The sequence below is a fragment of the Paramagnetospirillum sp. genome (assembly GCF_058402745.1).
Genome location: NZ_JBZVFI010000016.1, coordinates 128,476 through 154,978, shown reverse-complemented (window position 1 = coordinate 154,978; position 26,503 = coordinate 128,476). Strand labels below are relative to the sequence as shown.

The following is a 26,503-nucleotide window of genomic DNA, read 5'->3' as shown; positions in this document are numbered from 1 at the left end:
ACCTTCAAGGTCTTCCTGCCGGCTTGACCGCCATCATGCCGCCGGACAACGGCGACCGGTAATCTTTCCCTCGTCATCCCGGAAGCGCAACGCGCTATCCGGGATCCAGGGGGAGCGACTCCTGGATCGCGGCTCAAGGCCGGGATGACGACATGAGAAAGGCCATCTTCCCCATGATCACCGAAGACGAAATCCGCGAAGCGCTGCGCCAGGTCATCGATCCCTACGTCGGGGTCAACATCGTCGACCTGGGACTGGTGGAGAGCGTCCGCATCGCGCCGGAAGGCATCTATGTGGACCTGATCATGACCACGCCGGCCTGCCCGCAAAGCGCCTATCTCGCCGACCAGTCGGAACGGGTGGCGCGCGAGGCCGCCAGGGGCGAGCTTCCGGTCAGCGTCGAAGTGCTGGACTCCCCCTTCTGGGAGCCGTCGCGCATGTCGGCCTCGGCCAAGACCATCATGGGCTGGCCGGGCTGATGGGCATCACCGCCCGCCGCCTGCCGTTGCTGATGGCCGGGGCCGTCTCGCTGGCGGCCGGCATCCTGGCCGGCGAGGGGCGCCTGGGCTGGCCGGTGGGAAGCGCCGACCTCGCCGTGCACGGCCGCTGATGATCTGCGGCTTCTTCGGCACGGTGATCGGGCTGGAACGGGCGGTGGCCCTGGGCAAGCCCTGGGGCTACGGCGCGCCGCTGTTCACCGCGCTGGGCGGCGTGCTGCTGATCGCCGGGCAGACCCTGGCCGGCGCCGTGCTGCTGCTGGCCGGCAGCCTGGTCTTCGTCGCCATGAGCCTTGCCGTCATCCTCCGCCAGCGCGAGGTGTTCACCACGGTGCTCGGCCTGGGAGGCCTTTGCTGGGCGGCGGGCAACCTGACCTGGACCGTGGCCGGCGACGCCGCCCTCCCGGTGCCCATGTGGGCCGCCTTCCTGGTGCTGACCATCGCCGGCGAGCGTCTGGAGCTGTCCTGCTTCCTGCCGCCCTGGCGCTGGCGCACCCCCACCCTTCTTCCGCCGCTGCTGCTGCTGTTCGCCGGCATGGCGCTGGGGTCATGGCCGGTGTTCGGCGCCGGCCTTGCCCTGCTGACCCTGTGGTCGCTGGTCAACGACGTGGTCAGGCGCACCATCCGCCAGCCGGGCCTGACCCGTTACGTGGCGGTGTGCCTGCTGTCGGGCTATGTCTGGGCGCTGGTCGCCGGGCTGCTGATGATCCGCCTGGAAGCGGGCGAGACCGGCGTGATCTACGATGCCGCCCTGCATGCCTTGTTCGTCGGCTTCGTCTTCGCCATGGTCTACGGCCACGCTCCGGTGATCCTGCCCGCCGTGCTGCGGGTGGCGGTGCCTTACCGGCCGGCGTTCTACCTGCCGCTGGCGGTGCTGCACGCCTCGTTGCTGCTGCGCGTGGCGGGCGACCTTCTCGACCTGCACGCAATCCGCCAGTGGGGCGGAATGGGCAACGCGGCGGCCATCCTCCTGTTCATCGTCACCATGCTGGCGACGGTGCTGGGGGCGCGGAAGCGCTAGATCAGGAACAGGTTGTCCAGCGCCTTGAACAGGTCGTCGGCGAAGCTGGCGCCCTTGAACAGCACCGGAATGCGCTTGGGCAGCAGCTTCAGGATGTCGTCGTCCTTGTCCAGGCTGGTGATCACCGCCAGGGGGATGTTGCGGGTGGACGGCATGGCCGACAGGGCCATGGCCAGGTCGATGCCTTCCAGGTCGGGCATCATGGCCGAGATGATCACCAGATCGGGCTTGGTCTCCACCACCATGGCGAAGGCCCGGAGCGAATCGGCCATCAGCGAGACCCGATAGCCGCATTGCTGCAGCTCGCGCTCGACGAAGCGGGTCTGGGCGCCGTGCGGCATGACGAGGAGAACCTCGACGTCTCGCGGATCTCGATGTCGCCCAGGTCGAAGCCCAGCTTGGCCGGAAGCGCCCGCACCAGGGCGGCGGGGTCGGTCTCGGCGGCCTTGCCCTGGGCCAGGCGGACCATCAGGTCGAAATAGCCGGTGAGGTCGTCCCACATGCGCGGCGGCGCCACCTCGGGGGTGTTGGCCAGATACTCCTCCATGCGGTGGGCGACGGTGGCCAGACGGTGCATGGCGAAGTTGGCGGCCTGGCCGCGAAACTGGACGGCGGCGCGGCGGCAATCGGTCACCAGCTTGCGGATGTCGCAGCGCCCGTTGCGGGCGGCATCCATCTCCACGTCGAGGGATTGCAGGGTTTCCGTCAGTTCGTCGACGAATTCCAGCCGCAGCTGCTCGACGACTTCCTGGGCACTCCGGCCATGGTGGCCATTCGCAAGAATTTCCGACATTGACCGAATCCGCCTTTCATTCACGCTACACCGATCCGAACACCCGGGTCAGCGGTTCCCGTATGACCATGGATTTTTACGGCGGCTCACCGCTGCTGGGCAGTTGCGCCGTCTCGGCAAGTTGGAGGACACTCCATATCGGGCGCTTACCTTATTGCAGGATCGAGTATTTCCGTGTCCTCCGACCAGACCATCGACCGCATCGTACAGAAGACGCTGCTCAACTGTTCCCCCTCCGCCACCATCCTCGAAGCCGCCCAGACCATGGCGACGGCCCATTGCTCGTCCATCGTGGTGGTCGAGGACGGCAAGCCGGTGGGCATCTGGACCGAGCGTGACGCCCTGGCCGTGGACCTTACCGATCCCCAGGCCTTCCAGCGCCCCATCGCCGAGGTGATGAGCGCTCCGGTCAAGACCATCCATTTCCAAAGCACCATCGGCGAACACCGGCATGCGCTTCAAGCTGGAGGGCGTGCGCCATTTCGTGGTGATCGACGATGCCGGCGACGCCATGGGCATCGTCAGTCAGAGCGACGTCATCCTCGGCCACGGAGTCGAGCACTTCCTGGTGCTGCGCCCGGTGCGCTCGGCCATCTCGCGGCCCATGGTGACCATTGCCGGCGGCGCCAGCCTGACCGAGGCGGTCACCCTGATGCACGCCGCCCGCGCCGACGCCGCCATCGTCCTGGGCGACGAGCACACGCCCCCCGGCATCATCACCGAGCGCGACGTGCTGCGCCTGATCGCCGCCGCCGGCGCCATCCCCCACGGTGGGCGCGGTGGCCAGCCGCCCCCTGCTGACCATTTCCGAGGACGATTCCCTGCTGGCGGCCCGCGCCATGCTGGAGCAGAAGGGGCATCCGCCACATCGGCATCACGTCGCACACCACCGGCGAGCTGATGGGCCTTTTGTCCTTCTCCGACATCCTGGCCACCCTGCAATACGAACTCGATCCTCTGCTCGGCATCGACGATCATGATGCCGTCCAGCGACGCCTCGATCACCTTGCGGGCCAGGTTCAGGTCCTTGCGCGAGCGGAGCAGGGCGGCGTCACGCTCCCTCAGCGCCTCGTCCAGGCGGTGGACGTATTCGTATTGCAGGGTGGCCAGGATGTCGGAGAAGGACAAAAGGCCCATCAGCTCGCCGGTGGTGTGCGACGTGATGCCGATGTGGCGGATGCCCTTCTGCTCCAGCATGGCGCGGGCCGCCAGCAGGGAATCGTCCTCGGAAATGGTCAGCAGGGGGCGGCTGGCCACCGCGCCCACCGTGGGGGGAATGGCGCCGGCGGCGGCGATCAGGCGCAGCACGTCGCGCTCGGTGATGATGCCGGGGGGCGTGTGCTCGTCGCCCAGGACGATGGCGGCGTCGGCGCGGGCGGCGTGCATCAGGGTGACCGCCTCGGTCAGGCTGGCGCCGCCGGCAATGGTCACCATGGGCCGCGAGATGGCCGAGCGCACCGGGCGCAGCACCAGGAAGTGCTCGACTCCGTGGCCGAGGATGACGTCGCTCTGACTGACGATGCCCATGGCGTCGCCGGCATCGTCGATCACCACGAAATGGCGCACGCCCTCCAGCTTGAAGCGCATGCCGGTGTCGCCGATGGTGCTTTGGAAATGGATGGTCTTGACCGGAGCGCTCATCACCTCGGCGATGGGGCGCTGGAAGGCCTGGGGATCGGTAAGGTCCACGGCCAGGGCGTCACGCTCGGTCCAGATGCCCACCGGCTTGCCGTCCTCGACCACCACGATGGACGAGCAATGGGCCGTCGCCATGGTCTGGGCGGCTTCGAGGATGGTGGCGGAGGGGGAACAGTTGAGCAGCGTCTTCTGTACGATGCGGTCGATGGTCTGGTCGGAGGACACGGAAATCTCGATCCTGCAATAAGGTAAGCGCCCGATATGGAGTGTCCTCCAACTTGCCGGACGGCGCAACTGCCCAGCAGCGGTGAGCCGCCGTAAAACCATGGTCATACGGGAACGTCTCGGCTAGACTGCCCCCGGGTGTTCGGATCGGTGTAGCGTGAATGAAAGGCGGATTCGGTCAATGTCGGATTCTGCGAATGGCCACCATGGCCGGAGTGCCCAGGAAGTCGTCGAGCAGCTGCGGCTGGAATTCGTCGACGAACTGACGGAAACCCTGCAATCCCTCGACGTGGAGATGGATGCCGCCCGCAACGGGCGCTGCGACATCCGCAAGCTGGTGACCGATTGCCGCCGCGCCGCCGTCCAGTTTCGCGGCCAGGCCGCCAACTTCGCCATGCACCGTCTGGCCACCGTCGCCCACCGCATGGAGGAGTATCTGGCCAACACCCCCGAGGTGGCGCCGCCGCGCATGTGGGACGACCTCACCGGCTATTTCGACCTGATGGTCCGCCTGGCCCAGGGCAAGGCCGCCGAGACCGACCCCGCCGCCCTGGTGCGGGCGCTTCCGGCCAAGCTGGGCTTCGACCTGGGCGACATCGAGATCCGCAACGTCGAGGTTCTCCTCGTCATGCCGCACGGCGCCCAGACCCGCTTCGTCGAGCGCGAGCTGCAGCAATGCGGCTATCGGGTCTCGCTGATGGCCGATTCGCTCCGGGCCTTCGCCATGGTGGTGGAGACCAAGCCCGATCTGGTGATCATCTCGGCCATGATGCCCGACCTGGAAGGCATCGACCTGGCCATGGCCCTGTCGGCCATGCCGTCCACCCGCAACATCCCCCTGGCGGTGATCACCAGCCTGGACAAGGACGACGACATCCTGAAGCTGCTGCCCAAGCGCATTCCGGTGCTGTTCAAGGGCGCCAGCTTCGCCGACGACCTGTTCAAGGCGCTGGACAACCTGTTCCTGATCTAGCGCTTCCGCGCCCCCAGCACCGTCGCCAGCATGGTGACGATGAACAGGAGGATGGCCGCCGCGTTGCCCATTCCGCCCCACTGGCGGATTGCGTGCAGGTCGAGAAGGTCGCCCGCCACGCGCAGCAGCAACGAGGCGTGCAGCACCGCCAGCGGCAGGTAGAACACCGGCCGGTAAGGCACCGCCACCCGCAGCACGGCGGGCAGGATCACCGGAGCGTGGCCGTAGACCATGGCGAAGACGAAGCCGACGAACAAGGCATGCAGGGCGGCATCGTAGATCACGCCGGTCTCGCCCGCTTCCAGGCGGATCATCAGCAGCCCGGCGACCAGCGCCCAGACATAGCCCGACAGCAGGCACACCGCCACGTAACGGGTCAGGCCCGGCTGGCGGATGGTGCGCCTGACCACGTCGTTGACCAGCGACCACAGGGTCAGCAGGGCAAGGCCGGCGCCGAACACCGGCCATGACCCCAGCGCCATGCCGGCGAACAGCAGCAGCAGCGGCGGAAGAAGGGTGGGGGTGCGCCAGCGCCAGGGCGGCAGGAAGCGGGACAGCTCCAGACGCTCGCCGGCGATGGTCAGCACCAGGAAGGCGGCCCACATGGGCACCGGGAGGGCGGCGTCGCCGGCCACGGTCCAGGTCAGGTTGCCCGCCGCCCAGCAAAGGCCTCCCAGGCCGAGCACCGTGGTGAACACCTCGCGCTGGCGGAGGATGACGGCAAGGCTCATGGCGACGAAGACCAGGCTGCCGGCCAGCAGCAGCACGGCGCCGGCCAGGGTCTGCCCGGCGATCAGCAGCACGCCGCCCAGCGCGGTGAACAGCGGCGCGCCGTAGCCCCAGGGCTTGCCCAGGGCCACCGCCCGTTCCAGCCCGATCACCGTGCCGAAGAAGCCGCAGATCATCAGCGGCCCGTGCACCAGGGCGAGGTCGGCGCTTCCCACCGGCCAGCCCAGGCGCCCCTCGCCGGCCAGGATGCCGGCCGCCAGCGAGACGGCCCCGGCCATCAGCAACGGCAGGCGGCGGGCGGTGATGCCCATCAGCCCGGCCAGCCCATGATGGTCTTGGCCGAGGCCGACATGCGCGACGGCTCCCAGAAGGGGGAGTCCAGCACTTCGACGCTGACCGGAAGCTCGCCCCTGGCGGCCTCGCGCGCCACCCGTTCCGACTGGTCGGCGAGATAGGCGCTTTGCGGGCAGGCCGGCGTGGTCATGATCAGGTCCACATAGATGCCTTCCGGCGCGATGCGGACGCTCTCCACCAGTCCCAGGTCGACGATGTTGACCCCGACGTCGGGATCGATGACCTGGCGCAGCGCTTCGCGGATTTCGTCTTCGGTGATCATGGGGAAGATGGCCTTTCTCATGTCGTCATCCCGGCCTTGAGCCGGGATCCAGGAGTCGCTCCCCCTGGATCCCGGATAGCGCGTTGCGCTTCCGGGATGACGAGGGAAAGATTACCGGTCGCCGTTGTCCGGCGGCATGATGGCGGTCAAGCCGGCAGGAAGACCTTGAAGGTGCTGCCATCGCCGGGGGCGGACTCGACCCAGACCCGGCCGCCGGCCCGCTCGACGATCTTCTTGACGATGGCCAGGCCGATGCCGGTGCCCTCGAACTTGTCGCGGGTGTGCAGGCGCTGGAAGATGCCGAAGATGCGCTCGGAGAACTGGGGGTCGATGCCCAGGCCGTTGTCGGCGACCGACACCACCCAGCCGCCATCCTCCTTGGCGGCGGTGACCCGGACGACGGGGGTGCGTTCGGGGTGGCGGTATTTCAGCGCGTTGCCGATCAGGTTCTGGAACAGCCGGACCATGTCGTCGCGCACCAGATGCAGCACCGGCATGCCCGGGGCCCGCTCCACCTGGGCGCCGGTCTCGACCATGGAGGTGCGCAGGTTGGCCATGGCCTCGTCGATGGCGTCACCCAGGTTGACCGCCTCCACCGGCAGGGCGCGATGGCCGATGCGGGAAAATTCCAGCAGATCGATCATCAGCCGATCCATGCGCTTGGCGCCCTCGCGGGCATAGGCGATGTAGTCCCGCGCGTCACCGTCCAGGGTGGCGCCGTAGCGGCGCTCCAGCAGCGAGACGAAGCTGGCCACCTGGCGCAGCGGCTCGCGCAGGTCGTGGCTGGCGATATAGGCGAATTGTTCGAGATCGGCGTTGGAGCGGGCCAGTTCGGTGGCCTGCTGGGTCAGCGCCCGCTCGGCGGCCAGACGCTCCGAGATGTCGCGGAACACCAGGACGGCGCCCTTGACCGTGTCCCTGTCCCAGATGCCGGTGACGATGAACTCCACCGGGAAGCCGCCGCCGTTGGTGCGCCAGAAGGTTTCACCCTGGACCTCGCGGGTTTCGCCGTCGGTCAGGGTCTTGAGGATGGGGCAATCCCCGGAGGGATATTCCGTGCCGTCCGGACGGGTATGGTGGTTGCAGGCGTGAAGATTCTTGCCGATGGGGTCCTCGTACTCCCAGCCCAGCATGGCCCGGGCGGCGGGATTCATGAAGGTGACCAGCCCGGCGGCATCGACGCCGCAAATTCCCTCGCCCGCCGTGGTGAGAATCAGCTCGGCCTCGCGCCGGGCCCGGTCGGTGGCCTTCTGGGCCTTTTCCTCGGCCTTCATGGCGCGCAACAGGATCACGGCCAGCAGGGAACAGGCCAGGGTCACCAGTCCGGCGATGGCGACCAGGGTGGCGGTCTCACGCCGCCAGGGCGTCAGCAGATCGTCGATGCCGGCGGTGACGATGACGATCAGGGGGTAGTCGCGCAGCCGCTGGAACGACACCAGCCGCTCCTTGCCGTCGACGAACTGGCTGGCCGAACGGAAGATGCCCTTCAGCGCCAGGGCGTAATTCTCCTTGTAGGATGGCGAGTCGGCGATGTCGAGGCCGATGACGTGGTCCTCCTGCGGCACCCGGAACAGGAAGGTGCCGTCGGCCCGGAGGATGGCGATGGAGCCGGAGGGCTTGATGCGCTCGGCCTCGAAGGTCTTGGCGATGCGGTCCAGCTCGATGGCGGCGAACAGCACGCCCACGTCGCCGCCGCCCTTGTCCACCGGGATGGAGACGGGAATGGTCCACTTGCCGGTCACCCGGCTGACCACCGGATTGCCGATGAAGAAGCCGCGCGTCTCCATGCGCCCCTGGGCCTTGACGTAGTCGCGGTCGGAAACGTCGGCCAGCGGCTTGGGGCCGCGCCGGGGGATGTAATGCAGCCCGCCGGACCGGGTCACCATGCGGATGTCCAGCATGCCGTCCGACATGTGGCGCAGACGGTCCACCAGGGCGATGAAGGCCGGCGTGTCGCCGGGATCGAGCTGGGGGTGTTCGGCCAGCCAGTGGTTGCTGACCATCAGCGAGGTTTCGGCATGCCGGAACAGCCGCAGCGTCTGCTCCTCGGCCGCCGTGGTCAGCTGCTCGAGGATCACCGTGTTGGATGCGATGACCCCCTTGCGCTGGGACCACGACCAGTACGCGACGAAGCTCCACAACACCAGGAGCATGGCGCCCAGCAATCCCACCACGATCCTGCGGTTGGAGGGGCGGAAGTCCACCGGCTTCTACCGGCTTTCCTGGAAGCGGACCGGCTCGCCGGCGGCGGAGCCCAGCAATTGCCCGTCGCGCATCACCGTCTGGCCGCGCACGATGGTGGCGATGGGCCAGCCGGTGACCTTGTGGCCGTCGAAGGGAGTCCAGCCGCAGCGGCTTTCGATCCAGTCGTTGGTGATGGTGCGCTCGGCCTTCATGTCGACCACGGTGAAGTCGGCGTCGTAGCCCACCGCGATGCGGCCCTTGCCGGCGATGTTGTAGATCCGGGCCGGGCCGCCGCTGGTCAGGTCCACCAGACGTTCCAGGCTGAGGCGGCCGTGGTTGACGTGGTCGAGCATCAGCGGCACCAGGGTCTGCACCCCGGTCATGCCGGACGGGCTTTGGGGATAGGGCTTGTCCTTCTCCTCGCGGGTATGGGGCGCGTGGTCCGAGCCCAGCACGTCCACCACCCCGTCGGCGATGGCGGCCCACAGGGCGTCGCGGTGCCACGCGCCGCGGATGGGCGGGTTCATCTGGGCATAGGTGCCCAGGCGCTCGTAGCATTCGGGCGCCGCCAGGGTCAGGTGCTGGGGCGTGGTCTCCACCGTGGCGATGTCCTTGTGCCCGGCCAGGAACTCCATCTCCTCGGCGGTGGTGACGTGCAGGACGTGGACGCGGCGGCCGGCCTTCTCCGCCAGATTGATCAGGCGCTTGCTGGCCAAAAGGGCCGTCTCCTCGTCGCGCCACTGGTGGTGGACGCGGGGGTGCGCCCCTTCCTCGGCCACGTGCTTGCGCTCGATCAGCCGGCCCTCGTCCTCGCAATGGACGGCGACGCGGCGGAACCCCTGGGCCAGCACCCGGCCCAGCGTCTCGTCGTCGGCCACCAGCAGGTTGCCGGTGGACGACCCCATGAACACCTTGATGCCGGCGCAGCCGGGGATGCGCTCCCACTCGGCCAGATTCTCGATGTTGTCCGACGCCGCGCCGATGAAGAAGGCGTGGTCCACCCAGGCGCGGCCCCGGGCGCGGGCCAGCTTGTCGCGGATGGCATCGGCGGTGGTGGTGGACGGCTTGGTGTTGGGCATCTCGAAGATGGCGACGACGCCACCCTGGGCGGCGCCCCGCGTGCCGCTCTCCAGGTCTTCCTTGTGCTCCAGGCCCGGCTCGCGGAAATGCACCTGGGTGTCGATGACGCCGGGCAGAACGGTCAGGCCGCGCAGATCGACGTCGTCGGCGGCCGAGGCGCCCAGCAGGTCGCCGATGGCCCGGATGCGGCCGTCGCCGACGGCGATGTTGGTGCGCAGCGTGCCGCTGGGCGTCACCACCATGCCATTGCGCAGGATCATGTCGAAGGTCTGGGCCATGGCACTTCTCCAAACAGGGAATGGTCGGATTATATCCGTTCCGCCAGTTCGGAAAAGGTATCACCACTCGGAATCCGTCCGAGAACGTGCCTTTGGTGCCACAGTGCATAGAACAGCAGGGTCCAGCAGGCGAAGGCGGTGTCCTTGGAGCAATCCTCGAACAGGCGCCTGACCTTGCCGGGGTGGCAAATTTCCTCGATGCCCGGCTGGCGGGCCACCAGGGTGCCGATCTCGGGGCGCGCCGCGATCCATTCGCCCACGGGCACGGTGAAGCCGCGTTTCTTGTCGAAGGGCCTTGCGGCGGGCAACGCGGTTTCCAGCCAGCGGCGCAGCAGCCACTTGCCCAGGCCCCTCCTCACCTTCAGGTGGTCGGGCAGGCGGAAGGCGAAGGCGGCCACCACCGGATCGAGGAAGGGCACGCGGCCCTCGATGCCGTTGGCCATCAGGCAGCGGTCGGCCTTGGTCAGCAGGTCGTTGGGCAGCCAGTCGGCGCAATCCACCGCCTGGGCCGTCTGCAGGCGGGTGCGGCCGGGCAGGGCCTCGGCCCGCTCGGCCAGCTTCATGCCGTGGCGCCAGTGGCTGGTGACGCCGTCGCGCAGCAGGCTGTCGAGGCCGTCGAAGGTGCCCTTCCTGCGCATGGGCCTGGTCAGCGGCCAGGGGCGCATGGCGTGGCGGTAGCGGCCATAGCCGCCGAACAGCTCGTCGCCGCCTTCGCCCGACAGGATGACCTTGACCTCCTTCCTCGCCTCCCGGGCCAGCTTGAAGGTGGGCAGGCAGGCGTAATCGGCGGCCGGGTCGTCCATGGCGGCGGCGACCCGGGGCAGCAGCGACCAGAAGTCGCCTTCGCCGAATTCCACCTCCACATGCCGCGCGCCCACCGTGCGGGCCAGCTCGCGGGCGTGGGCGCGCTCGTCATGGGCCCTGGTGCCGGGGAAGCCGGCGGTGAAGGCCAGCACGCCCCGGGGGTTGAGGCGCGCCATCAGGGCCAGCACCACCGAGGAATCGATGCCGCCCGACAGGAACATGCCGTAGGGCACGTCCGAGCGCTGGTGCAGTTCCACCGATTCGGTCAGGGTGTCGTCCAGCTCGTCCAGCAGGCGGTCGGGGCTGCCCTCGACGGGGCCGCCGGCGGGCAGGGCCGGCAGGCGGCGGCTTTCCTGGACGCAGCCGTCCTCGGCCACCACCGTCTCGCCGGGGCTGAGGCGACGCACGCCCTTGAAGATGGTGCGGGTGCCGGTGGTGAATTGCAGTTGCAGCAGCTCGGCCAGGGCGTGGGAATCGACCTCGGGCCTGACCAGTCCGGCGGCCACCAGGGCCTGGGGCTCGGACGCGAAGGCCAGACCGGGGGCATTCTCCACCAGATAGAGCGGCTTGATGCCGAAGGGATCACGGCTGAGGACCAGCTTTCCCGCCCCCGAGTCATGGATGGCGATGGCGTACATGCCGCGCAAGGACCGCGCGAAGGCCGGCCCCTGGTGGCGGTAGAGATGCAGCGGCGGCTCGCAGTCGGAACCGGTGGCGAAGCTTTGCCCCGCCATGTCCGCCTTCAGCTCCAGGTAGTTGTAGACCTCGCCATTGGCGACGATGGCGTTGCCCCGGCCGTCCAGGATGGGCTGCCTGCCGCCGTCCAGGTCGATGATGGACAGGCGGTTCTGCACCAGCCCCACATTGCCCTGCACATGGCGGCCGCGCCCGTCGGGGCCGCGATGGGCGAGGGAATCGGCCAGCTTGTCCAGCACCTTTTCATCGGGCGGGCCGTTGACGGTCATCAGGCCGGCGATGCCGCACATCAGCGGGTCTCCACGATTGTCATGCCGAGCGCAAGCGAAGCGTCTTTCACCCTCCGCCGGTGCCTGAAAGATCCTTCGCTCCGCTCAGGATGACAGCGGGGATTCATCGCTTCACCGTGTCGAAGAAGTCGAGATAGCGCGCCACCACGGCCGCTTCCGTGAACTGGCGCTCGTAGGCGCTGCGTCCCGCCTCGGCCAGGGCGCGGGCGGTGTCGGGCTCGGCCAGCAGGCGGCGGATGGCTTGGGCCAGGGCCTGCTCGTCGTCCACCGGCACCAGCAAGCCGTCGATGCCGTCGGTGATCAGCTGCTTCGGCCCCTGGGACGCCGCCGCGATGACGGGCCGGGCGGCGGCCCAGGCCTCGATCACCACGTTGCCCAGGGGTTCGTGGCGCGACGGGCAGACAAAGACGTCGCCGGTGGCGTACAGCGCCGCCACGTCGTCGCGCCAGCCCAGGAAGCGCACCCGGGGCTTGACCGACAGGTGGGCGGCCAGGGCTTCCAGCTCTCCGCGCAAGGGTCCTTCGCCGGCGATCCACAGATAACAGTCGTGGACCTGCTCCACCGCCTTCAGCAGCACGTCGAAGGCCTTGTTGGCGTGCAGGCGGCCCATGGCGACGATCAGGGGGGCGCCGGCAGGCGTATCGAGGGTGGCGCGCGACACCGGGACGGCGCCTTGGCTGTCGGCGACGAAATTGGGGACGTAGTGAACCTGACCGGTCGGTCTACCCTGGGCGACGATCCAGTCGCGGATGTCAGGCGTGTTGCCGATCAGGTGGTCGCACTGGCGGTAATATTTCAGGTCGTAATAGCCGCCCAGGCGGCCCACCGTCACATGGGACCCCTTGGGCACGAAGCGCGACGCCCGGTTCATCCAGGTCAGCACGATGTCGGGCCTGAACTCCCTGACCTCGCGCCGGAAGCGCCAGTGGGTGACGAGGTCCAGCGCGCCGCCGAACGGCGCCTCGACCACGTCGAGCCCCTGGGCGCGCAGCAGGGAGGCGCGCCTGGGATTGTCGCGGATCAGCAGGCGCTGGCTCACCCCGGCCCGCGCCAGGGCGGGGGCCAGACGCTCGAAGAACGCCTCGGCGCCGCCGTGTGGCGCGCCGGCCATGGCCTGCAGCAGGCGGGTCATTTCAGCCAGCCTTCCAGCGTCGCCGCCACCCCGTCCCAGGTCCGGCTCTTCCACTGGGCACGGGATTCCGCCGCCATGGCTTGTTGGACCGACCGGTCAGTCAGAAGCAGGGCGGCCAGATTGGCGAAGGCGTCGTCGTCGGGAGCGGAATAGCCGGTGACCCCATCGGCGATGCGTTCAGGCGCGGCGCCCAGGGGGCGGATCACCGCCGGGCAGCCCGCCGCCTGGCTTTCCATCAGGGTGTAGCAGCCCATGTCGTCGGGGTGGCCGGGATAGAGGTGGACGCTGGCCTCGGCCAGCGCCGCGCTCATCAGGTGGTCGCCCTGGGGGCGGGTCACCACCACGCCGTGGGCGGCGGCTTCCAGCACCTTGGCGGCCAGGGGGCGCAGGCCCTCTTCCACCGCGCCGCCTTCCGCCGCGCTGGCCAGCGTCATGGAATGGACGTGCAGCTCGGCGTCGGGAACCTTGGGGCGGATCTTCCTCACCCACAGATCCACCAGCCAGTCCAGGCCGTGGGCGGGATGGGTGGTGACGATGGCGCGGGGCGGGGCCTGGGGGCGGGGTTCGCCGCTCAGGTAATCGGGGCGCACCGCCATGGGCAGCAGGCCGGCGGCCAGTCCCTTGGCCTGGAAATCCCGGGCCTGGGCCTCGGCGACCAGGAGCAGCAGCGGCTTGTGGGTGTCGAGCATGGAGCGCGTCGCCGGGCGGTCCAGCAGGCGGCCCGGCCCGGTGTGCCAGAACACCCGCCTGCCGGCATGGCGGACGAATTCCAGCAGCGCCGGCTTGCGATAGGCGATCAGCACGTCGGTGCGCAGCGGCTTCTTGCCGTCGAAGGTCTCCCACTGGGCGCTTTCGATGTACATGCCCCAGCGGCAGCGGTTGAACACCTGCACGGTATGGCCGAGGCGGGCCAGGGCGCCGGGCAGCGAGGCGAAGGCCTTCTCCGCTCCGCCCAGCGGGCGCGAGGCGGCGGAATAGCCGTCGAAGGGGATGGAATCGTCCACGAGGGTGATATGCATGGTAAGAGTTTTATAAGGCGGCCAGGGGGGCTTGTCATCCCGGCTGGTTTGACCCACCCTTCACGTCGGAAGGGGAGTCGGAAAGGAAGCGTGACAATGAGCGACAAGGTCTTCGTGCGTCTGGAACAGCGTGCCGTGCTGGAAGTGGGTGGCGAGGACCGCCGGACCTTCCTGCAGGGACTGGTCTCCAACGACATGAACAAGGTGGCCGGCGACCGGGCGGTCTACACCGCCCTGCTCACCCCCCAGGGCAAGTTCCTCTACGACCTGTTCGTGGTGGAACTGGGCGAGGTCTTCCTGATCGAGGCCGAGGCGGCGCGCATCGAGGAGCTCAGGAAGAAGCTCTCCATGTACAAGCTGCGCTCCAAGGTGAGCGTGGGCGTGGCCGCCAACATGGCGGTGTTCGCGGTGATGGGCGAGGGCGCGGCGGCGGCCTTCGACCTCGGGTCCGAGGCCGGAGCGGCGACGGAATTCGCCGGCGGAACCGTCTTCGTCGATCCCCGCCTGGCCGGGGCCGGCCTGCGCGCCCTGCTGCCCGCCGATGGCGGCCCCCGCGTGCTGGAGGCCAACGACTTCAAGCCGGCGCCCTTCGAGGCGTGGGATACGGCCCGCATCCGGCTCGGCCTGCCCGACGGCTCGCGGGATCTGGAGGTCGAGAAGGCCATCCTGCTGGAAAACGGCTTCGAGGAGCTGAACGGCGTCGATTTCAACAAGGGCTGCTACATGGGCCAGGAACTGACGGCCAGGACCAAGTATCGCGGCCTGGTCAAGAAGCGCCTGATGCCGGTCAGCATCGACGGTCCGGTTCCCGCGCCCGGCACGCCGATCCTGCTGGGCGAGGCCGAGGCTGGTGAAATGCGCTCGGCCTGCGGCACCAGCGGTCTCGCCCTGGTGCGGCTGGAACAGTTCCGGGCGCAAGGCGGCGCCGGGCTGTCGGCCGGCGGGGCCGCTCTGGTGGCGGCCAAGCCCAAATGGGCGGTGTTCCCCGAAGGTGAGTGAGGCCATGGGAGACGAACTGGCCCGGCGGGTGACGCCGCTGACCGTGTCGGCCGACATCGCCGACGCGGTGCGGACGTATGTCGCGCTCGGTTTCGAGACGGTGGAGACCGGGCATCCGGGCTGTGTCGGCCTGCGCGCCGGGCAGAGCTATCAGATTCTGGCGTCCAAGGCCTTCATGGAACGCCGGTTCAGCCCGTGGACCGTGGCGGTGCTGCTCGACCGCTCCACGCCCTACATCTACGTGTCCTCGCTGGATGAAGCCAAGGCGCGGCTCTCTCCCCTGGCGGCCATCGTCGAGCAATCGGCGGTGGTCGATGGCAGCCGCGAGGCGGTGATCGACGCCGACGGGCTGTACATGGTGCTGGCCGAGAAGGTCGGCGGGGAAGAATAGGGGGAGCGGGCGGGACGCCCGCGCTCCGATGAAGGGGACGCCGCGCCATGGAGCGCGGGCGTCCCGCCCGCCCGATCACGCCACCGCCGATTCCATGGCGGCGATCTGCTCGGGCGTCATGGCGGCGATCTGGGTGCTGGTGAACGCGTCGATCTGGGTGGCGGTCAACGCCTCGATCTGGGTGGCGGTCAGCGCGCCGATATTGGTGGTGGACAGCGACGACACCTGGGTGGTGGTCAGGCCGCTCAGCTGGTTGGCCGACAGCGCCGCCATCTCGGTGGTGCTGAGGTTGCTGGCCTGGGTCGGCGTCAGCGCTCCGATCTGGGTGGCGGTCAGCGTGGCGAACTGGGTATTGGTCAGCGCCTGCAGCTGGGCGCCGGTCAGATTGGTCACCTGCACCGTGCTCAGGGACTGAATCTGGGTATTGGTCAGCGCCTGTACCTGGGTGGTGGACAGGGCGCGGATCTGCACGCGGGTCAGCGCCCCCAGCTGCTCGCCGTCCATCTGGGCGATGTGGGCGGTGGACAGGCCGCTGACCTGGGTGGGCGTCAGCGCGGCGATCTGCTCGCCGGCCAGGGCGTAGAACTGGGTCTGGTTGAGGCTGCCCAGCTGCTCGGCATTCAGGCCGACGATGGCGGTGGGCGACAGGGCGTTGACCTGGGACGGGGTCAGCGCCCCGATCTGGGTGGTGGACAGGGCCGCCAGCTCGGTGACGGTCATGCCCCAGATGCCGAATTGCGACAGCGAGGAAATCTGCGTGGTGGTGAGCGCCGCCACCTGGGTGGTGGACAGCGACGCGATGCCGCTGGCCGATATTCCGCCCAGCTGGGTGGTGGTCAGGGCGTCGATCTCGGTGGCGGTGAGACCGCCGACCTGGGTGGTGGTCAGCGCCCCCATCTGGGTGACGGTCACCGCCTGCAGCTGGGTGGTGGTGAGCGCCCCCAGCTGGGTCTCGGTCAGGCCGCCGATGCCGGTGGTCGACAGCGAGGCGATCTGCGTCGTCGACAGGCCGCGCAGCTGGGTGGCCGACAGCGAGCCGATGCCGGTGGCGGTGATGCCGGCCAGCTGGGTGGCGGCCAGCGAGCCCACCTGGGTGGTGGAGAGGCCGGCCAGCTGGGTGGCGGTGAACGCGCCCATCTGGGCGCCGCTCAGGCCGCGCAGCTGGGTGGTGCCGAGCGCTCCCACCTGCCCCGACGTCAGCCCGGCCACCGAGGTGGTGGTGAGCGCCGCCATCTGGGTGGCGGCCAGTCCCCGGATCTGGGTCAGGGACAGCCCGGCCAGCTGGGTGGCCGACAGGCCGGAAAGGCCGGTATTGGACAGCGCGGTCAGCGAGGTGGTGGACAGGCCGGCGATCTGGGTGGCCGACAGCGCCCCCACGCCGGTGGTGGAGAGTCCGGCCAGCTGGGTGGTGGTGAGGCTGGCCAGATCGCCGGTGGACAGCCCCTGAATCTGCGACGTGCCCAGCGCCGCCATCTGGGTGGCGGACAGGCCGCGCAGCTGGGTGACGGACAGCGCGTCCACCTGGGTGGCGGACAGGCCGGAAAGGGCGGTGGTGCTGAGGGCCGCAATGTGGGTTACCGACAGGCCGCCCATCTGGGCGGTGGACAGGCCATGGATCTGGGTGGTGGCCAGGCCGGAGACGGCGGTCACGGTCAGGGCGGCGATCTGGGTCGCCGTCATGGCGCCGATCTGGGTCTCGTCCAGTTCGTCCACCTGCTCGGCCAGCAGGCCCCTGATCTGGGTGACGGTCAGGGCGCCGATATCCTCGGCGGTGAGATCGTCCACCGCATCCTCGGACAGCTGGCCGATCTGGGTGGCCGACAGGCCGCGCAGCTGGGTGGTGGTCATGGACTCGATCTGGCCGCCGGTCAGCCCGCCCACGCCGCCCGCCGACAGGGCGGCGATCTGGGTCGCGGTCAGCAGGTCCAGCTGGGCGGTGGTGAGCGCCGCCGTCTGGGTGCTGCCCAGCCCGGCCAGCTGGGTGGTGGACAGCGAGGCCAGCGCGGTTCCGGACAGCCCCGCCATCTGGGTCTCGGTCAGGCCGCCCATCTGGGTGGCGGTGAGCGCCCGCAACTGGGTGTTGGACAGCGCCGCCACCTGCCCGGAGGTCAGGCCGGACAGCGCCGTCTGGCTCAGGCTGGCCATCTGGGTGGTGGACATGGCCGCCACCTGGGTGAGGCTGAGGGCGGCGCTCTGGTCGGCGGTCAGGCCCGACAGCGCCGAGACCGGCATGGCGCGGAGCTGCGTGACCGACAGGGCCGCCAGCTGGGCGGTGGACAGAGCCGCCGCCTGGGCCGCCTTCAGGCCGGTCAGCTGGGTGGCGGAAAGCGCGGCGACGGCGCCGGTGGGCAGCCCGCCGATCTGGGTGGAGCTCATGGCGCCCAGCTGGGTGGCGGACAGCGCCGCCAGCTGGGTGGTGGACAACTGCGCCAGGCCGGTGGTGGACAGGCCGGCGATGCCGCCGCCCGACAGGGAGCGGATCTGGGTGACCGACAGGACGCCCAGCTGGGTCTGGCCGAGGGCCCCCAACTGCGACCCGGCCAGCGATCCCACCTGGGTGGTGGAGAGCACCGCCAGCCCGGTGGTGGACAGGCCGGCGAACTGGGCCGAATCCAGGGCGCCCAGCTGGAGGGTGCCCATGCTGCGCACCTGGGTGGCCGACAGGACGGCCAGCTGGGTGGTGGCCAGTCCCGCCACCTGCTCGGTGGTCAGGCCGACGATCTGGGTGGTGGACAGCGCGGCCATCTGGGTGTTGGACAGGCCGTCGATGCCGGTCTCGGACAGCCCGGCCACCTGGGTGGCCGACAGCGCGCGGAGCTGGGTGGTGGACAGGCTGGCGACCTGCGCCGCCGACAGGCCGTCGATGGCGCCGGCGGCGATGGCCGCGATCTGGGTCGCCGCCAGCGCGGTCAGCTGGGTGGTGGCCAGGGCGCTCAACTGCTCCTCGCCGAGGCCGGCGATCTGGGTGGCGGTCATGGCCCGGATGCGGGTCTCGCTGAACACTCCCATCTGGGTGGGCGACAGGCCGCCGACGGCGCTGGCCGACAGCGCCGCCATCTGGGTGGCGGTCATGCCGGCCAGGGTGGTGGTGGACAGCGATTCCACCTGGGTGGCGGTCAGGCCGCTCAGTTGGGTGGTGGTGAGCGCCCCCAGATCGGTGGCCGACAGGCCGCCCACCTGATCGCCGGTCAGCGCGGCCACCTGGGTGGCGCTCCAGGCGCGCAGCTGGGCGGTGGACAGGGACTCGATCTGGGTGGCCGACAGCCCGGCGATGCCCGAGGTGGACAGCGCCGCCATCTGGGTGACGCTGAAGGCGGCAAGCTGGGTGGTGGCGAGATTGACCACGGTGCCGGCGGTCAGCCCCTGCATCTGGGTGGTGGACAGTCCGGCCAGCTGGGTGTTGTCGAGCGCCGCCAACTGCCCGGCGTCCAGGGCCGCCAGCTGGGCCGCGCCCATGCCGCGCAGCTGCGTGACGGAGAGCGCCGCCAGGGTATTGCCGCCCAGCCCGCTCACCTGATCCAGGCTCAGCGCGGCGATCTGGGCGGGGGTCAGGGCGCGGACCTGGGTGCCGCTCATGGCGGCGATCTGGGTGTTGCTCAGGCCGGCCATGGTGCCGGCCGAGAGGGCGCCGATCTGCGAGGTGGAGAAGGCGCCGACCTGGGTGGTGGAGAGGGAGTCCAGCTGGGTGGCGGTCAGCCCGCGCAGCTGGGTGGTGGACAGCACCGCCAGATCGGTGGTGGTCATGCCGTCCAGCCCGGCCTCGGACAGGGCGGACAGCTGGGTGGCCGACAGCGCCCGCAGCTGGGTGGCGGTGAGCGAGTCCACCTGGGTGGCGGAGAGCCCGGCCAGGGCATAGGTGGCGAGCGCCGTCACCTGGGTGACCGACAGCGCCGCCAGCTGCCGGGTGGTCAGGGCCTGGGCCTGGGCCTCGCTCAGGCCGCCGACCTGGGTGGAGGTCAGCGCCCGGACGCGGGTCTCGCCCAGGGTGGCCATCTGGGTCTCGGTCAGGCCGCTCATGGCGGCGGCCGACAGGGCGCCCATCTGGGTGGCGGTCAGGCCGTCCAGGGTGGTGGTGGTCAGTGCCTCCATCTGCGCGGCGGTCAGGCCCGAAAGCTGGGTGACGGTCAGAACGCCAAGCTCGGCCGAGGTCAGGCTTTCCACCTGGGCGGCGGACAGCCATCCCACCTGGGTGGGCGACCAGGCCCGCAACTGGGCGGAGGACAGCTGGGCGATCTGGGTTGCGGCCAGGCCGCTCACCCCGGCGGCGGACAGGGCCGCCATCTGGGTGGCGCTGAACTGGGTGACGTCCAGGTTGGCGATGGTGTCGCCGTTCAGGCCGCGCATCTGGGTGGTGGACAGCGCCGCCAGCTGGGTGGGGGTGAAGGCGCCCAGCTGGGTTGCCGCCAGCCCGGCCAGCTGTGACGGGGCGAGGGCGCGCACCTGGGTGACGGAGAGCGCCGCGATGGTGGTGGTGTCGAGGCCGCCGATCTGCTCCATGCCCAGTGCCGAGACCTGGGTGGTGGACAGCCCGGCCAGTTGCGACGCCGCCAACCCGGCGATGCCGGTGGTGGTGAGGCCGCCGATGGCGGTGGTGCTGAGCGCGGCCAGCTGGGTGGGGCTGAGCGCCGCCAGCTGGCCCGAATCCAGGCCGGCCGTCTGGGTGGCGGTCAGGCCGCGGATCTGGGACGCCGAGAGCGCGGCCAGTTCCTCGTGATCGAGGCCGTCCAGCCCGTCCTCGGACAGGGCGCCGATCTGGGTGGCCGACAGCGCCCGCAGCTGGGTGGTGGTCAGGCCGCCGACCAGGACGCTGGACAGGCCGGCCAGGGCGGTGTTGCTGATTCCGCCCACCTGGGTGGCGGTCAGCAGGCCCAATTGCGACGGCCCCAGCGCCTCCAGCTGTTCCGCGCCCAAGCCGCCGACCTGGGTGGGCGACAGCGCCGACAGCTGGGTCTGGCTCAGCCCCCCCACCTGGGTGGTGGTCAGTCCGGCCAGCTGGGCGGCGGTCAGGCCGCGCAGCTGGGTGACCGACAATTCCCCGATCTCGGCGGATTCCAGCCGCGACAGCTGGGCGGCGGAAAGACCGGCCAGCTGGGTGGGGGTCAGCGCGCCGATCTGGGTGACGGAGAGCGCCGCCACCTGGGTCTCGCTCAGTCCGGCGATGCCCGAGGCGGACAGGGCGGCAATGCTGGCGGCGTCCAGCCCCGCGATCTGGGTCTCGCTGAGCGCGCCCACCTGGGTGGCGGTCATGCCGCCGATCTGGGTGCGCGACAGGGCCGACAGCACGGTGGCCGACAGATTGGAAATCTGATCGGGACTGAAGCCGGAGATCTGGGTGGTGGACAGCGCCCGGATCTGGGTGGCCGACAGGGCATCGATCTGGCTGCTGGTCAGGCCGGTGACGCCGGTGGTGGACAGCGCCGCCAGCTGGGTGAAGCTCAGGAGGCCGATCTGGGTGGTGGCCAGCTCGGCCAGGCTGGCGGCGCCCAGGCCGCGAATCTGGGTGGGTGTCAGCGCCGCCACCTCGGTGCCGGTCAGGCTCTGCAGCTGCGATCCGCTCAACGCCCCCAACTGTGTCGCGGTCAGGGCGCGCAACTGGGTGAAGGACAGCCCCGAGACCTGCTCGGGGGTGAGCGCCGCCATCTGGGTGTTGGTCAGTCCCGATACCTGGGTGACGTTCAGCGCCGCCATCTGCGAGGCCGACAGGCCGGCCACCTGGGTGTCCGTCAGGGCGCGCAGCGTGGCGACGCCCAGCGCCGCCACCTGCGACGGCGCCAGCGCCGCCATCTGGCTGTCGGACATCATGGCGATGTTGGTGGGGGTCAGGGCCCGGACCTGGGCGCTGGACAGGGCCGCCACCGCCGCCGGCGACAGGGCGGCGATGGCCGTATCGGACAGGGCGGCGATCTGGGTGGCGGTCAGCGCCCGCACCTGGGTCACCGGCAGCTCGCCCAGCTGGGTCGGCGTCAGTCCGGCCAGCTGGGTCGGGCGCAGGATGGAAATCTGGGTCTGCGACAGGCCGCTCAGCTGGTCGGTGCCGAGCAGGCCGATCTGGGTGGCGGTCAGGCCGGTGACCTGGGTGGTGGTGAGGCCGCCCAGCGCCGTCGCGGTCAGTCCCGGCAGCGCCTCGGCCGACAGCGCCCCCAGCTGGGTGTCCTTCAGTCCCTTGAGCTGGGCCGAGGACAGGTGGCCGACCTGATCGGCGCTGAGCGCCGCCAGGGCGTTGACTCCCAGCCCGCCGATCTGGGTGACCGACAGGCCGCCCAGCTGCGCCTCGTTGAGCATGGCCACCCGGTCCTGGGACAGGCCCAGCAGTCCTGTGGTGGACAGGGCGCCGACCTGGGTGGCGTCCAGCGAATTGAACTGCTCGTCGGTGAAGGCCCGGATGTGCCCGGCGGTCAGGCCGCCCAACTGGGTGGCGGACAGGCGGTCCAGGGTGGTCTCGGTCAGGGCGGAAAGCTGCTCGACGCTCAGCCCGCCCATCTGCGACGCGGACAGCGCCGCCAGCCGCGAATCGGCGAGGTTCTCGATGACCTCCACCGACAGGCCCTTGATCTGGGTGGCGGTCAGCGCGCCCACCTGGGTGGTTGAGAAGCCCTCGACCTGGGTGGGGGTGAGCACCGACAGCTGGCCCGAGGTCAGGCTGCGCAGCTGGATCAGGCTGAGCGCCCCCAGCTGGGCAGGGACCATGGCCTCGAGCTGCTCGTTGGACAGGGCGGCGATCTGGGTGATGTTCAGCCCGGTGATCTGGGTGGAGCTGAGGCGGCCGATCTGGGTCGGGCTCAGCCCGGCGATCTGGGTCGGCAGCAATCCGCCCAACTGGGTCTGGCTCAGGATTCCCAGCTGCTCGGCGCTCAATTGCACCATCTGGAATTCGTTCAGCCCGCGCAGCGCCGTGGTGGAGAGCGCCGCCATCTGGGTGGTGCCCATGGCGGCCAGCTGGGTCTCGTCGAACTCGGCCAGGGCCCGCTGGCCCAGGCCCCTCACCTGATACAGGCTCAGGCTGGAGATCTGCGCCGGGTCGAGGGCGTGAAGCTGGTCGGCGCCCAGCATGCCGATCTGGGCGGCCGACAGCGCGGCGAACTGGGTGTTGGTCAGGGCGCGCAGCTGGTCCTGGCTCAGCCCCGCCATGGCGGTCAGCGCCAGGGCGGAAACCTGGGCGCCACTCATGGCCTGCAGCTGGTCCACCGACAGGTAGCCGATCTCGGTGGCGTTCAGCGCCTTGATCTGGGTGGCGGTCAAGGCCGCCACCTGGGTGGGGGTCAGGGCCTCCACCTGCTCCTGCGACAGCCAGCCGATGCCGGTGGCGGTCAGGCCCCGCACCTGGGCGGCCGACAGCCCGCCGATCTCGGCGGTGGAGAAGGTGGCGAACTGCGAGGTGGAAAGCGCGGCGATCTGGCCGACCGACAGGCCGCCGATCTGGGTGGCGTCCAGGGATTCCACCGCCGTGGTGGTGAGCGCCCGGATCTGGACGCTGCTCATGACCGCCACCTGGTCGGCGGAGAGCTGATCGACCTGGGTGGCGGCCAGACCGGCCAGGGCGCGGGTGGGGAGATAGGAAATCTGGGTGGTGGTGAGCGCCGCCAGCTGCGGGTCGGTGAGGCCGCCCACCTGCTTGGCGGTCATCGCCCCCAGCTGGGTGGAACTGAGAGCCTCCATCTGGGTGGGAGTCAGGGTGGCGATGGCCGGGGTGCCGAGGAACTGGAACTGCGAGGCGGTGATGGCGGCCAGTTGCTGGGCGGTCATCACCGCGATCTGGGTCTCGGCCAGACCCTGGATGCCGAAGGCGCTGAGCGCCGCCACCTGGTCTCCGCTCAGAGCCGCGATCTGGCCGGGGCTGAGCGCGGCGGTGGCCGTCTGGGTCAGGCCGCGTACCTGGGTGGTGGACAGCGCCGCCACCTGCTCGGCGCTCAGCGCCGTCACCTGGGTGGAGGACAGCGCCAGCATGCCGGTGATGGAGAGGCCGCCCAGCTGGGCCTGGGTCAGCGAGGCCAGGGTCTCGCTCGGCAATCCGCCCACCTGGGTGCCGGTCATGGCGGCGATCTGGCTGGGCGCCAGACCGGTGGCCTGGGTGGGAGTCAGCGCTCCGGTCTCGGTGGCGGTCAGGCCGCGTACCTGGGTGGCGGACAGGGCCGACAGCTGGCTGGGGGCCAGGGCGCGGAACTGGGTCACCGTCATCTCGCCCAGGTCGGTGGCGGTCAGGCCCTTGATCTGCAAGGTGGAGAGCGAGGCGATGACGTCCACCCCGAAGGCGTCGAACTGGGCGTCGAGCAGCACCGACAGCTGTTCGCCGCTGAACGCCACCTGGGACGGCGACAGGGCGCCGATCTGAGCCTCGGTCAGCCCGGTCACCTGCGAGGTGCTGAGCGAGGCCAGCTGGGTGGCGCTGAATTCCTGGATCTGCTCGACGGTGAAGGCGGCGATCTGGAACGAGCTGAGTTCGCGGATGTCGCTCGCGGTCAGGTCGCGGATGGCCGCACCGCTCAGTTGAGCGATCTGCGCCTCGTTCAGCGACGATATGGACGAGACCATGAATGCTTCTCCGGCCGGACCCTGGCGGGCCGCGGCGACGCCAGACCTGATTTCGCGTGGCGACGCAAGAAACATGCCGGGCGCCGCACGTAACGGGATGCGGGCGAATTCCTATGTTTCTTATAAGGATGAACGGGAGTCCCGTCCCGGCAAATTTTGCCCGGGGCAGATTTTGCCGGGCGGATATTGCCGTCTGGAACAGGTCACTCGCCGGGGGTGGCCGGCTCCTCCACCAGGTGACGGCGGATCAGCGGCATCTGGAACAGCATGAAGACGAAGGTGAGCGCCATGCTGCCCGGCACCTTCCACAGCACCCAGGCATCCATGCTGGCGATGCGGCGCACCACCTCGTTGAGCAGGGCCATGGCGATGAAGAACAGGCAGAAGCGCAGCGACAGCGCCCGCCAGCCGTCGTCGTCCAGCGCCAGGGCCTCGCCCAGCACCGCCTTGACCGTGGGGCGCTTCAGCACCAGGCCGCCGCCCAGCACGGCGGCGAACAGGCCGTAGACGATGGTGGGCTTCATCATGATGAAGGTCTCGTCGTTCAGCCACAGGGTCAGGCCGCCGAACACGCCGACCACGGCGGCGGTGACCAGCGGCATCAGGGCGACCTTGCGGGTGTAGACGAAGGACAGCACCAGCGCCACCGCCGTGGCCGCCATCAGGGCGGCGGTGGCGGGCAGCAGGCCCTTCAGCCAGTAAAGCCCCAGGAACACCGCCAGCGGCCCGAAATCCACGGCGGGCTTCAGCCATTTGGGGGGGGGCGTGGGCTGGGCGGCGTTCATTCCACGGTGACGCTTTTCGCCAGGTTGCGGGGCTGATCCACGTCGGTGCCCTTGGCCACCGCCACGTGGTAGGCCAGCAGCTGCACCGGGATGGCGTAGAGGATGGGGGCGACGATGGGATCGACGCTGGGCAGGGCCATGGAGGAGAAGGCCTTGGCCGACAGTCGCCCGATGCCTTCCTCGTCCGAGAAGAACACCACGCGGCCGCCGCGCGCCACCACTTCCTGGACGTTGCTGGCGGTCTTCTCGTACAGCTCGTCGGTGGGGCAGATGACGATGACGGGGACCGAATCGTCGATGAGCGCGATGGGGCCGTGCTTCAGTTCCCCGGCGGCGTAGGCCTCGGCGTGGATGTAGCTGATTTCCTTGAGCTTCAGCGCGCCTTCGAGCGCGATGGGATAGCCGGTGCCGCGTCCCAGATACAGCACGTCGCGGGCCTCGGCGATGCCTTGGGCGATGATGCGGATATCGTCGTCGCGGCGCAGCACCTCGGCGATGCGGGCCGGAATCTCGGACAGCGAGCGGCAGACCTCCGCCTCGGCGTCACGGGACAGGGCGCCGGTGGCGCGGCCCATGCCGATGGCCAGGCAGGCCAGCACGGTCAGCTGGGTGGTGAAGGCCTTGGTCGACGCCACGCCGATCTCGGGACCGGCCATGGTCAGCAGCGCCGCCTCGGATTCGCGGGCGATGGTGCTTTCCGGCACGTTGACCAGGGACAGGGTCTTCTGGCCGTGCTCGCGGCAATAGCGCAGCGCCGCCAGGGTGTCGGCGGTCTCGCCCGATTGCGAGATGAAGATGGCCAGTCCGTCGGCCTCCATGGGCGGGCAGCGGTAGCGGAATTCCGAGGCGATATCCACCTCGACCGGCAGGCGGGCCAGCTTCTCGATCCAGTACTTGGCCACCGAGGCGGCGTAGAACGAGGTGCCGCAGGCGATGATCCGCACCCGCTTCACGGCGGCCAGATCGAAGGGCAGCTTGGGCAGCGTGATGGTGCGGTCGGCGGGGTTCAGCATGGTGTTCAGCGTGCCGCCCACCACTTCCGGCTGCTCGAAGATTTCCTTGAGCATGAAGTGGCGGTGCTCGCCCTTGCCGATCATGGCGCCGGAGAACTGGGTCTGGCGCACCTCGCGGGTGACGGTGGCGCCGGTGCGGTCGCGGATGACCACGCTGTCGGCGGTCAGCACCGCCCAGTCGCCGTCGTTGAGATAGCTGATCTTCTGGGTCAGCGGCGCCAGCGCCAATGCGTCGGAGCCCAGATACATCTCGCCCGCCCCATAGCCGATGGCCAAGGGCGAGCCCTGGCGGGCCGCGATCATCATGTCGGGCCGCCCGGCGAAGATGATGCCGAGAGCGAAGGCGCCCTGCAGGCGCTCCAGCGCCTTGGCGGTGGCGTCTTCCGGGCTCATTCCCAGGCCCAGGTGGTGGTCGATCAGCTGGGCCACCGCCTCGGTGTCGGTGTCGCTCTCGAACACGTGGCCCTGGGCGGTGAGTTCCGCCTTCAGCTCGTGGAAGTTCTCGATGATGCCGTTGTGGACCACCGCCACCCGCCTGGTGGCGTGGGGGTGGGCGTTCCTTTCGTTGGGCACGCCGTGGGTGGCCCAGCGGGTGTGGCCGATGCCGATCAGCCCGCCCACGGGCGCGGTCTTCAGCAGGGCTTCCAGATTGGCCAGCTTGCCCTCGGCCCGGCGGCGCTCGATCTCGCCGTTCACCAGGGTGGCGATGCCGGCCGAATCGTAGCCGCGGTATTCCAGGCGCCGCAGCCCCTCCACCAGGAGAGACGCCACTTCCACCTTGCCGATGATGCCGACGATGCCGCACATGGGG

At 69.7% G+C, this 26,503-nt stretch carries 19 protein-coding genes and 2 pseudogenes; 8 read left to right on the top strand and 13 right to left on the bottom strand.

All coding sequences use genetic code 11. The features are described 5' to 3' along the window. Positions 1–152 precede the first annotated feature (152 nt). The 3 genes from ACV4UZ_RS14045 to ACV4UZ_RS14035 are packed head-to-tail and all read left to right on the top strand — an operon-like array spanning position 153 to position 1,518. Positions 153–479 carry a metal-sulfur cluster assembly factor gene (locus ACV4UZ_RS14045; protein ID WP_491601429.1) on the top strand — a complete coding sequence of 109 codons (327 nt, stop codon included), beginning with the start codon at positions 153–155 and terminating at the stop codon, positions 477–479. Then, a complete protein-coding gene (locus tag ACV4UZ_RS14040) occupies positions 479–610 on the top strand; it encodes a hypothetical protein (RefSeq protein ID WP_491601428.1) in 132 nt (43 codons plus the stop codon). The genes ACV4UZ_RS14045 and ACV4UZ_RS14040 overlap by 1 nt, the downstream gene beginning before the upstream one ends. Next, on the top strand, positions 610–1,518 hold the full coding sequence (locus ACV4UZ_RS14035; RefSeq protein WP_491601427.1) for a DUF8744 domain-containing protein: 909 nt from the start codon (positions 610–612) through the stop codon (positions 1,516–1,518). Before ACV4UZ_RS14040 ends, ACV4UZ_RS14035 begins: the two co-directional genes overlap by 1 nt. Here the strand turns inward: ACV4UZ_RS14035 and ACV4UZ_RS14030 are convergent. Together ACV4UZ_RS14030 and ACV4UZ_RS14025 are read right to left on the bottom strand one after the other, a co-directional pair. Next, positions 1,515–1,859 (bottom strand): response regulator, encoded by a 345-nt coding sequence (locus ACV4UZ_RS14030; protein WP_491601426.1) that lies wholly within the window; start codon positions 1,857–1,859, stop codon positions 1,515–1,517. The genes ACV4UZ_RS14035 and ACV4UZ_RS14030 overlap by 4 nt on opposite strands. Further along, a complete protein-coding gene (locus tag ACV4UZ_RS14025; RefSeq protein ID WP_491601425.1) occupies positions 1,790–2,311 on the bottom strand; it encodes an Hpt domain-containing protein in 522 nt (173 codons plus the stop codon). Before ACV4UZ_RS14025 ends, ACV4UZ_RS14030 begins: the two co-directional genes overlap by 70 nt. Before the next feature lie 174 nt (positions 2,312–2,485). On the opposite strand from ACV4UZ_RS14025, the pseudogene ACV4UZ_RS14020 reads away from it, so the two are divergent. Both ACV4UZ_RS14020 and ACV4UZ_RS14015 read left to right on the top strand, forming a co-directional pair. Next, positions 2,486–2,599, top strand: a pseudogene (locus ACV4UZ_RS14020) (hypothetical protein); the annotation flags it as partial. 163 nt (positions 2,600–2,762) lie between these two features. Further along, positions 2,763–3,212 (top strand): CBS domain-containing protein, encoded by a 450-nt coding sequence (locus ACV4UZ_RS14015; RefSeq protein ID WP_491601432.1) that lies wholly within the window; start codon positions 2,763–2,765, stop codon positions 3,210–3,212. A gap of 209 nt (positions 3,213–3,421) precedes the next feature. Here ACV4UZ_RS14015 and ACV4UZ_RS14010 read toward each other — a convergent pair. Then, positions 3,422–4,276 (bottom strand): annotated as a pseudogene (locus tag ACV4UZ_RS14010) (CBS domain-containing protein); the annotation flags it as partial. 79 nt (positions 4,277–4,355) lie between these two features. Between ACV4UZ_RS14010 and ACV4UZ_RS14005 the strand changes: the two are divergent. Beyond that, on the top strand, positions 4,356–5,147 hold the full coding sequence (locus tag ACV4UZ_RS14005) for a response regulator (protein WP_491601424.1): 792 nt from the start codon (positions 4,356–4,358) through the stop codon (positions 5,145–5,147). Here the strand turns inward: ACV4UZ_RS14005 and ACV4UZ_RS14000 are convergent. From ACV4UZ_RS14000 to ACV4UZ_RS13970, 7 genes are all read right to left on the bottom strand, one after another. Next, positions 5,144–6,187 (bottom strand): DUF8744 domain-containing protein, encoded by a 1,044-nt coding sequence (locus ACV4UZ_RS14000; RefSeq protein WP_491601423.1) that lies wholly within the window; start codon positions 6,185–6,187, stop codon positions 5,144–5,146. The two genes, ACV4UZ_RS14005 and ACV4UZ_RS14000, sit on opposite strands and share 4 nt — an antisense overlap. Further along, positions 6,187–6,513, bottom strand: coding sequence for a metal-sulfur cluster assembly factor (locus tag ACV4UZ_RS13995; RefSeq protein WP_491601422.1), 327 nt, complete (start codon positions 6,511–6,513; stop codon positions 6,187–6,189). Before ACV4UZ_RS13995 ends, ACV4UZ_RS14000 begins: the two co-directional genes overlap by 1 nt. A 125-nt stretch (positions 6,514–6,638) precedes the next feature. Then, a complete protein-coding gene (locus tag ACV4UZ_RS13990) occupies positions 6,639–8,696 on the bottom strand; it encodes an ATP-binding protein (protein ID WP_491601421.1) in 2,058 nt (685 codons plus the stop codon). A gap of 6 nt (positions 8,697–8,702) precedes the next feature. Next, on the bottom strand, positions 8,703–10,034 hold the full coding sequence (locus tag ACV4UZ_RS13985; protein WP_491601420.1) for a dihydroorotase: 1,332 nt from the start codon (positions 10,032–10,034) through the stop codon (positions 8,703–8,705). Positions 10,035–10,063: 29 nt separating this feature from the next. Next, a complete protein-coding gene (gene asnB, locus ACV4UZ_RS13980; protein WP_491601419.1) occupies positions 10,064–11,824 on the bottom strand; it encodes an asparagine synthase (glutamine-hydrolyzing) in 1,761 nt (586 codons plus the stop codon). Between the two features lie 103 nt (positions 11,825–11,927). Next, the gene (locus ACV4UZ_RS13975) at positions 11,928–12,956 is read right to left on the bottom strand and encodes a glycosyltransferase (protein WP_491601418.1); all 1,029 of its coding nucleotides are present in this window, start codon (positions 12,954–12,956) and stop codon (positions 11,928–11,930) included. After that, positions 12,953–13,975, bottom strand: a complete 1,023-nt coding sequence (locus ACV4UZ_RS13970; protein WP_491601417.1) for a glycosyltransferase — start codon at positions 13,973–13,975, stop codon at positions 12,953–12,955. The genes ACV4UZ_RS13975 and ACV4UZ_RS13970 overlap by 4 nt, the downstream gene beginning before the upstream one ends. Before the next feature lie 96 nt (positions 13,976–14,071). Between ACV4UZ_RS13970 and ygfZ the strand changes: the two genes are divergently transcribed. Next, positions 14,072–14,974 (top strand): CAF17-like 4Fe-4S cluster assembly/insertion protein YgfZ, encoded by a 903-nt coding sequence (gene ygfZ / locus ACV4UZ_RS13965; RefSeq protein WP_491601416.1) that lies wholly within the window; start codon positions 14,072–14,074, stop codon positions 14,972–14,974. 4 nt (positions 14,975–14,978) lie between these two features. Then, a complete protein-coding gene (locus tag ACV4UZ_RS13960; protein WP_491601415.1) occupies positions 14,979–15,365 on the top strand; it encodes a hypothetical protein in 387 nt (128 codons plus the stop codon). Positions 15,366–15,440: 75 nt separating this feature from the next. Here ACV4UZ_RS13960 and ACV4UZ_RS13955 read toward each other — a convergent pair whose 3' ends face one another. The 3 genes from ACV4UZ_RS13955 to glmS all read right to left on the bottom strand — a co-directional run bounded on the left by ACV4UZ_RS13955 (position 15,441) and on the right by glmS (position 26,499). Further along, positions 15,441–23,894, bottom strand: coding sequence for a hypothetical protein (locus ACV4UZ_RS13955; RefSeq protein ID WP_491601414.1), 8,454 nt, complete (start codon positions 23,892–23,894; stop codon positions 15,441–15,443). A gap of 203 nt (positions 23,895–24,097) precedes the next feature. Continuing rightward, complete coding sequence (locus tag ACV4UZ_RS13950) at positions 24,098–24,679, bottom strand: septation protein A (protein WP_491601413.1); 582 nt, start codon at positions 24,677–24,679, stop codon at positions 24,098–24,100. Continuing rightward, positions 24,676–26,499, bottom strand: coding sequence for a glutamine--fructose-6-phosphate transaminase (isomerizing) (gene glmS, locus ACV4UZ_RS13945; protein WP_491601412.1), 1,824 nt, complete (start codon positions 26,497–26,499; stop codon positions 24,676–24,678). The genes ACV4UZ_RS13950 and glmS overlap by 4 nt, the downstream gene beginning before the upstream one ends. Positions 26,500–26,503 lie beyond the last annotated feature (4 nt).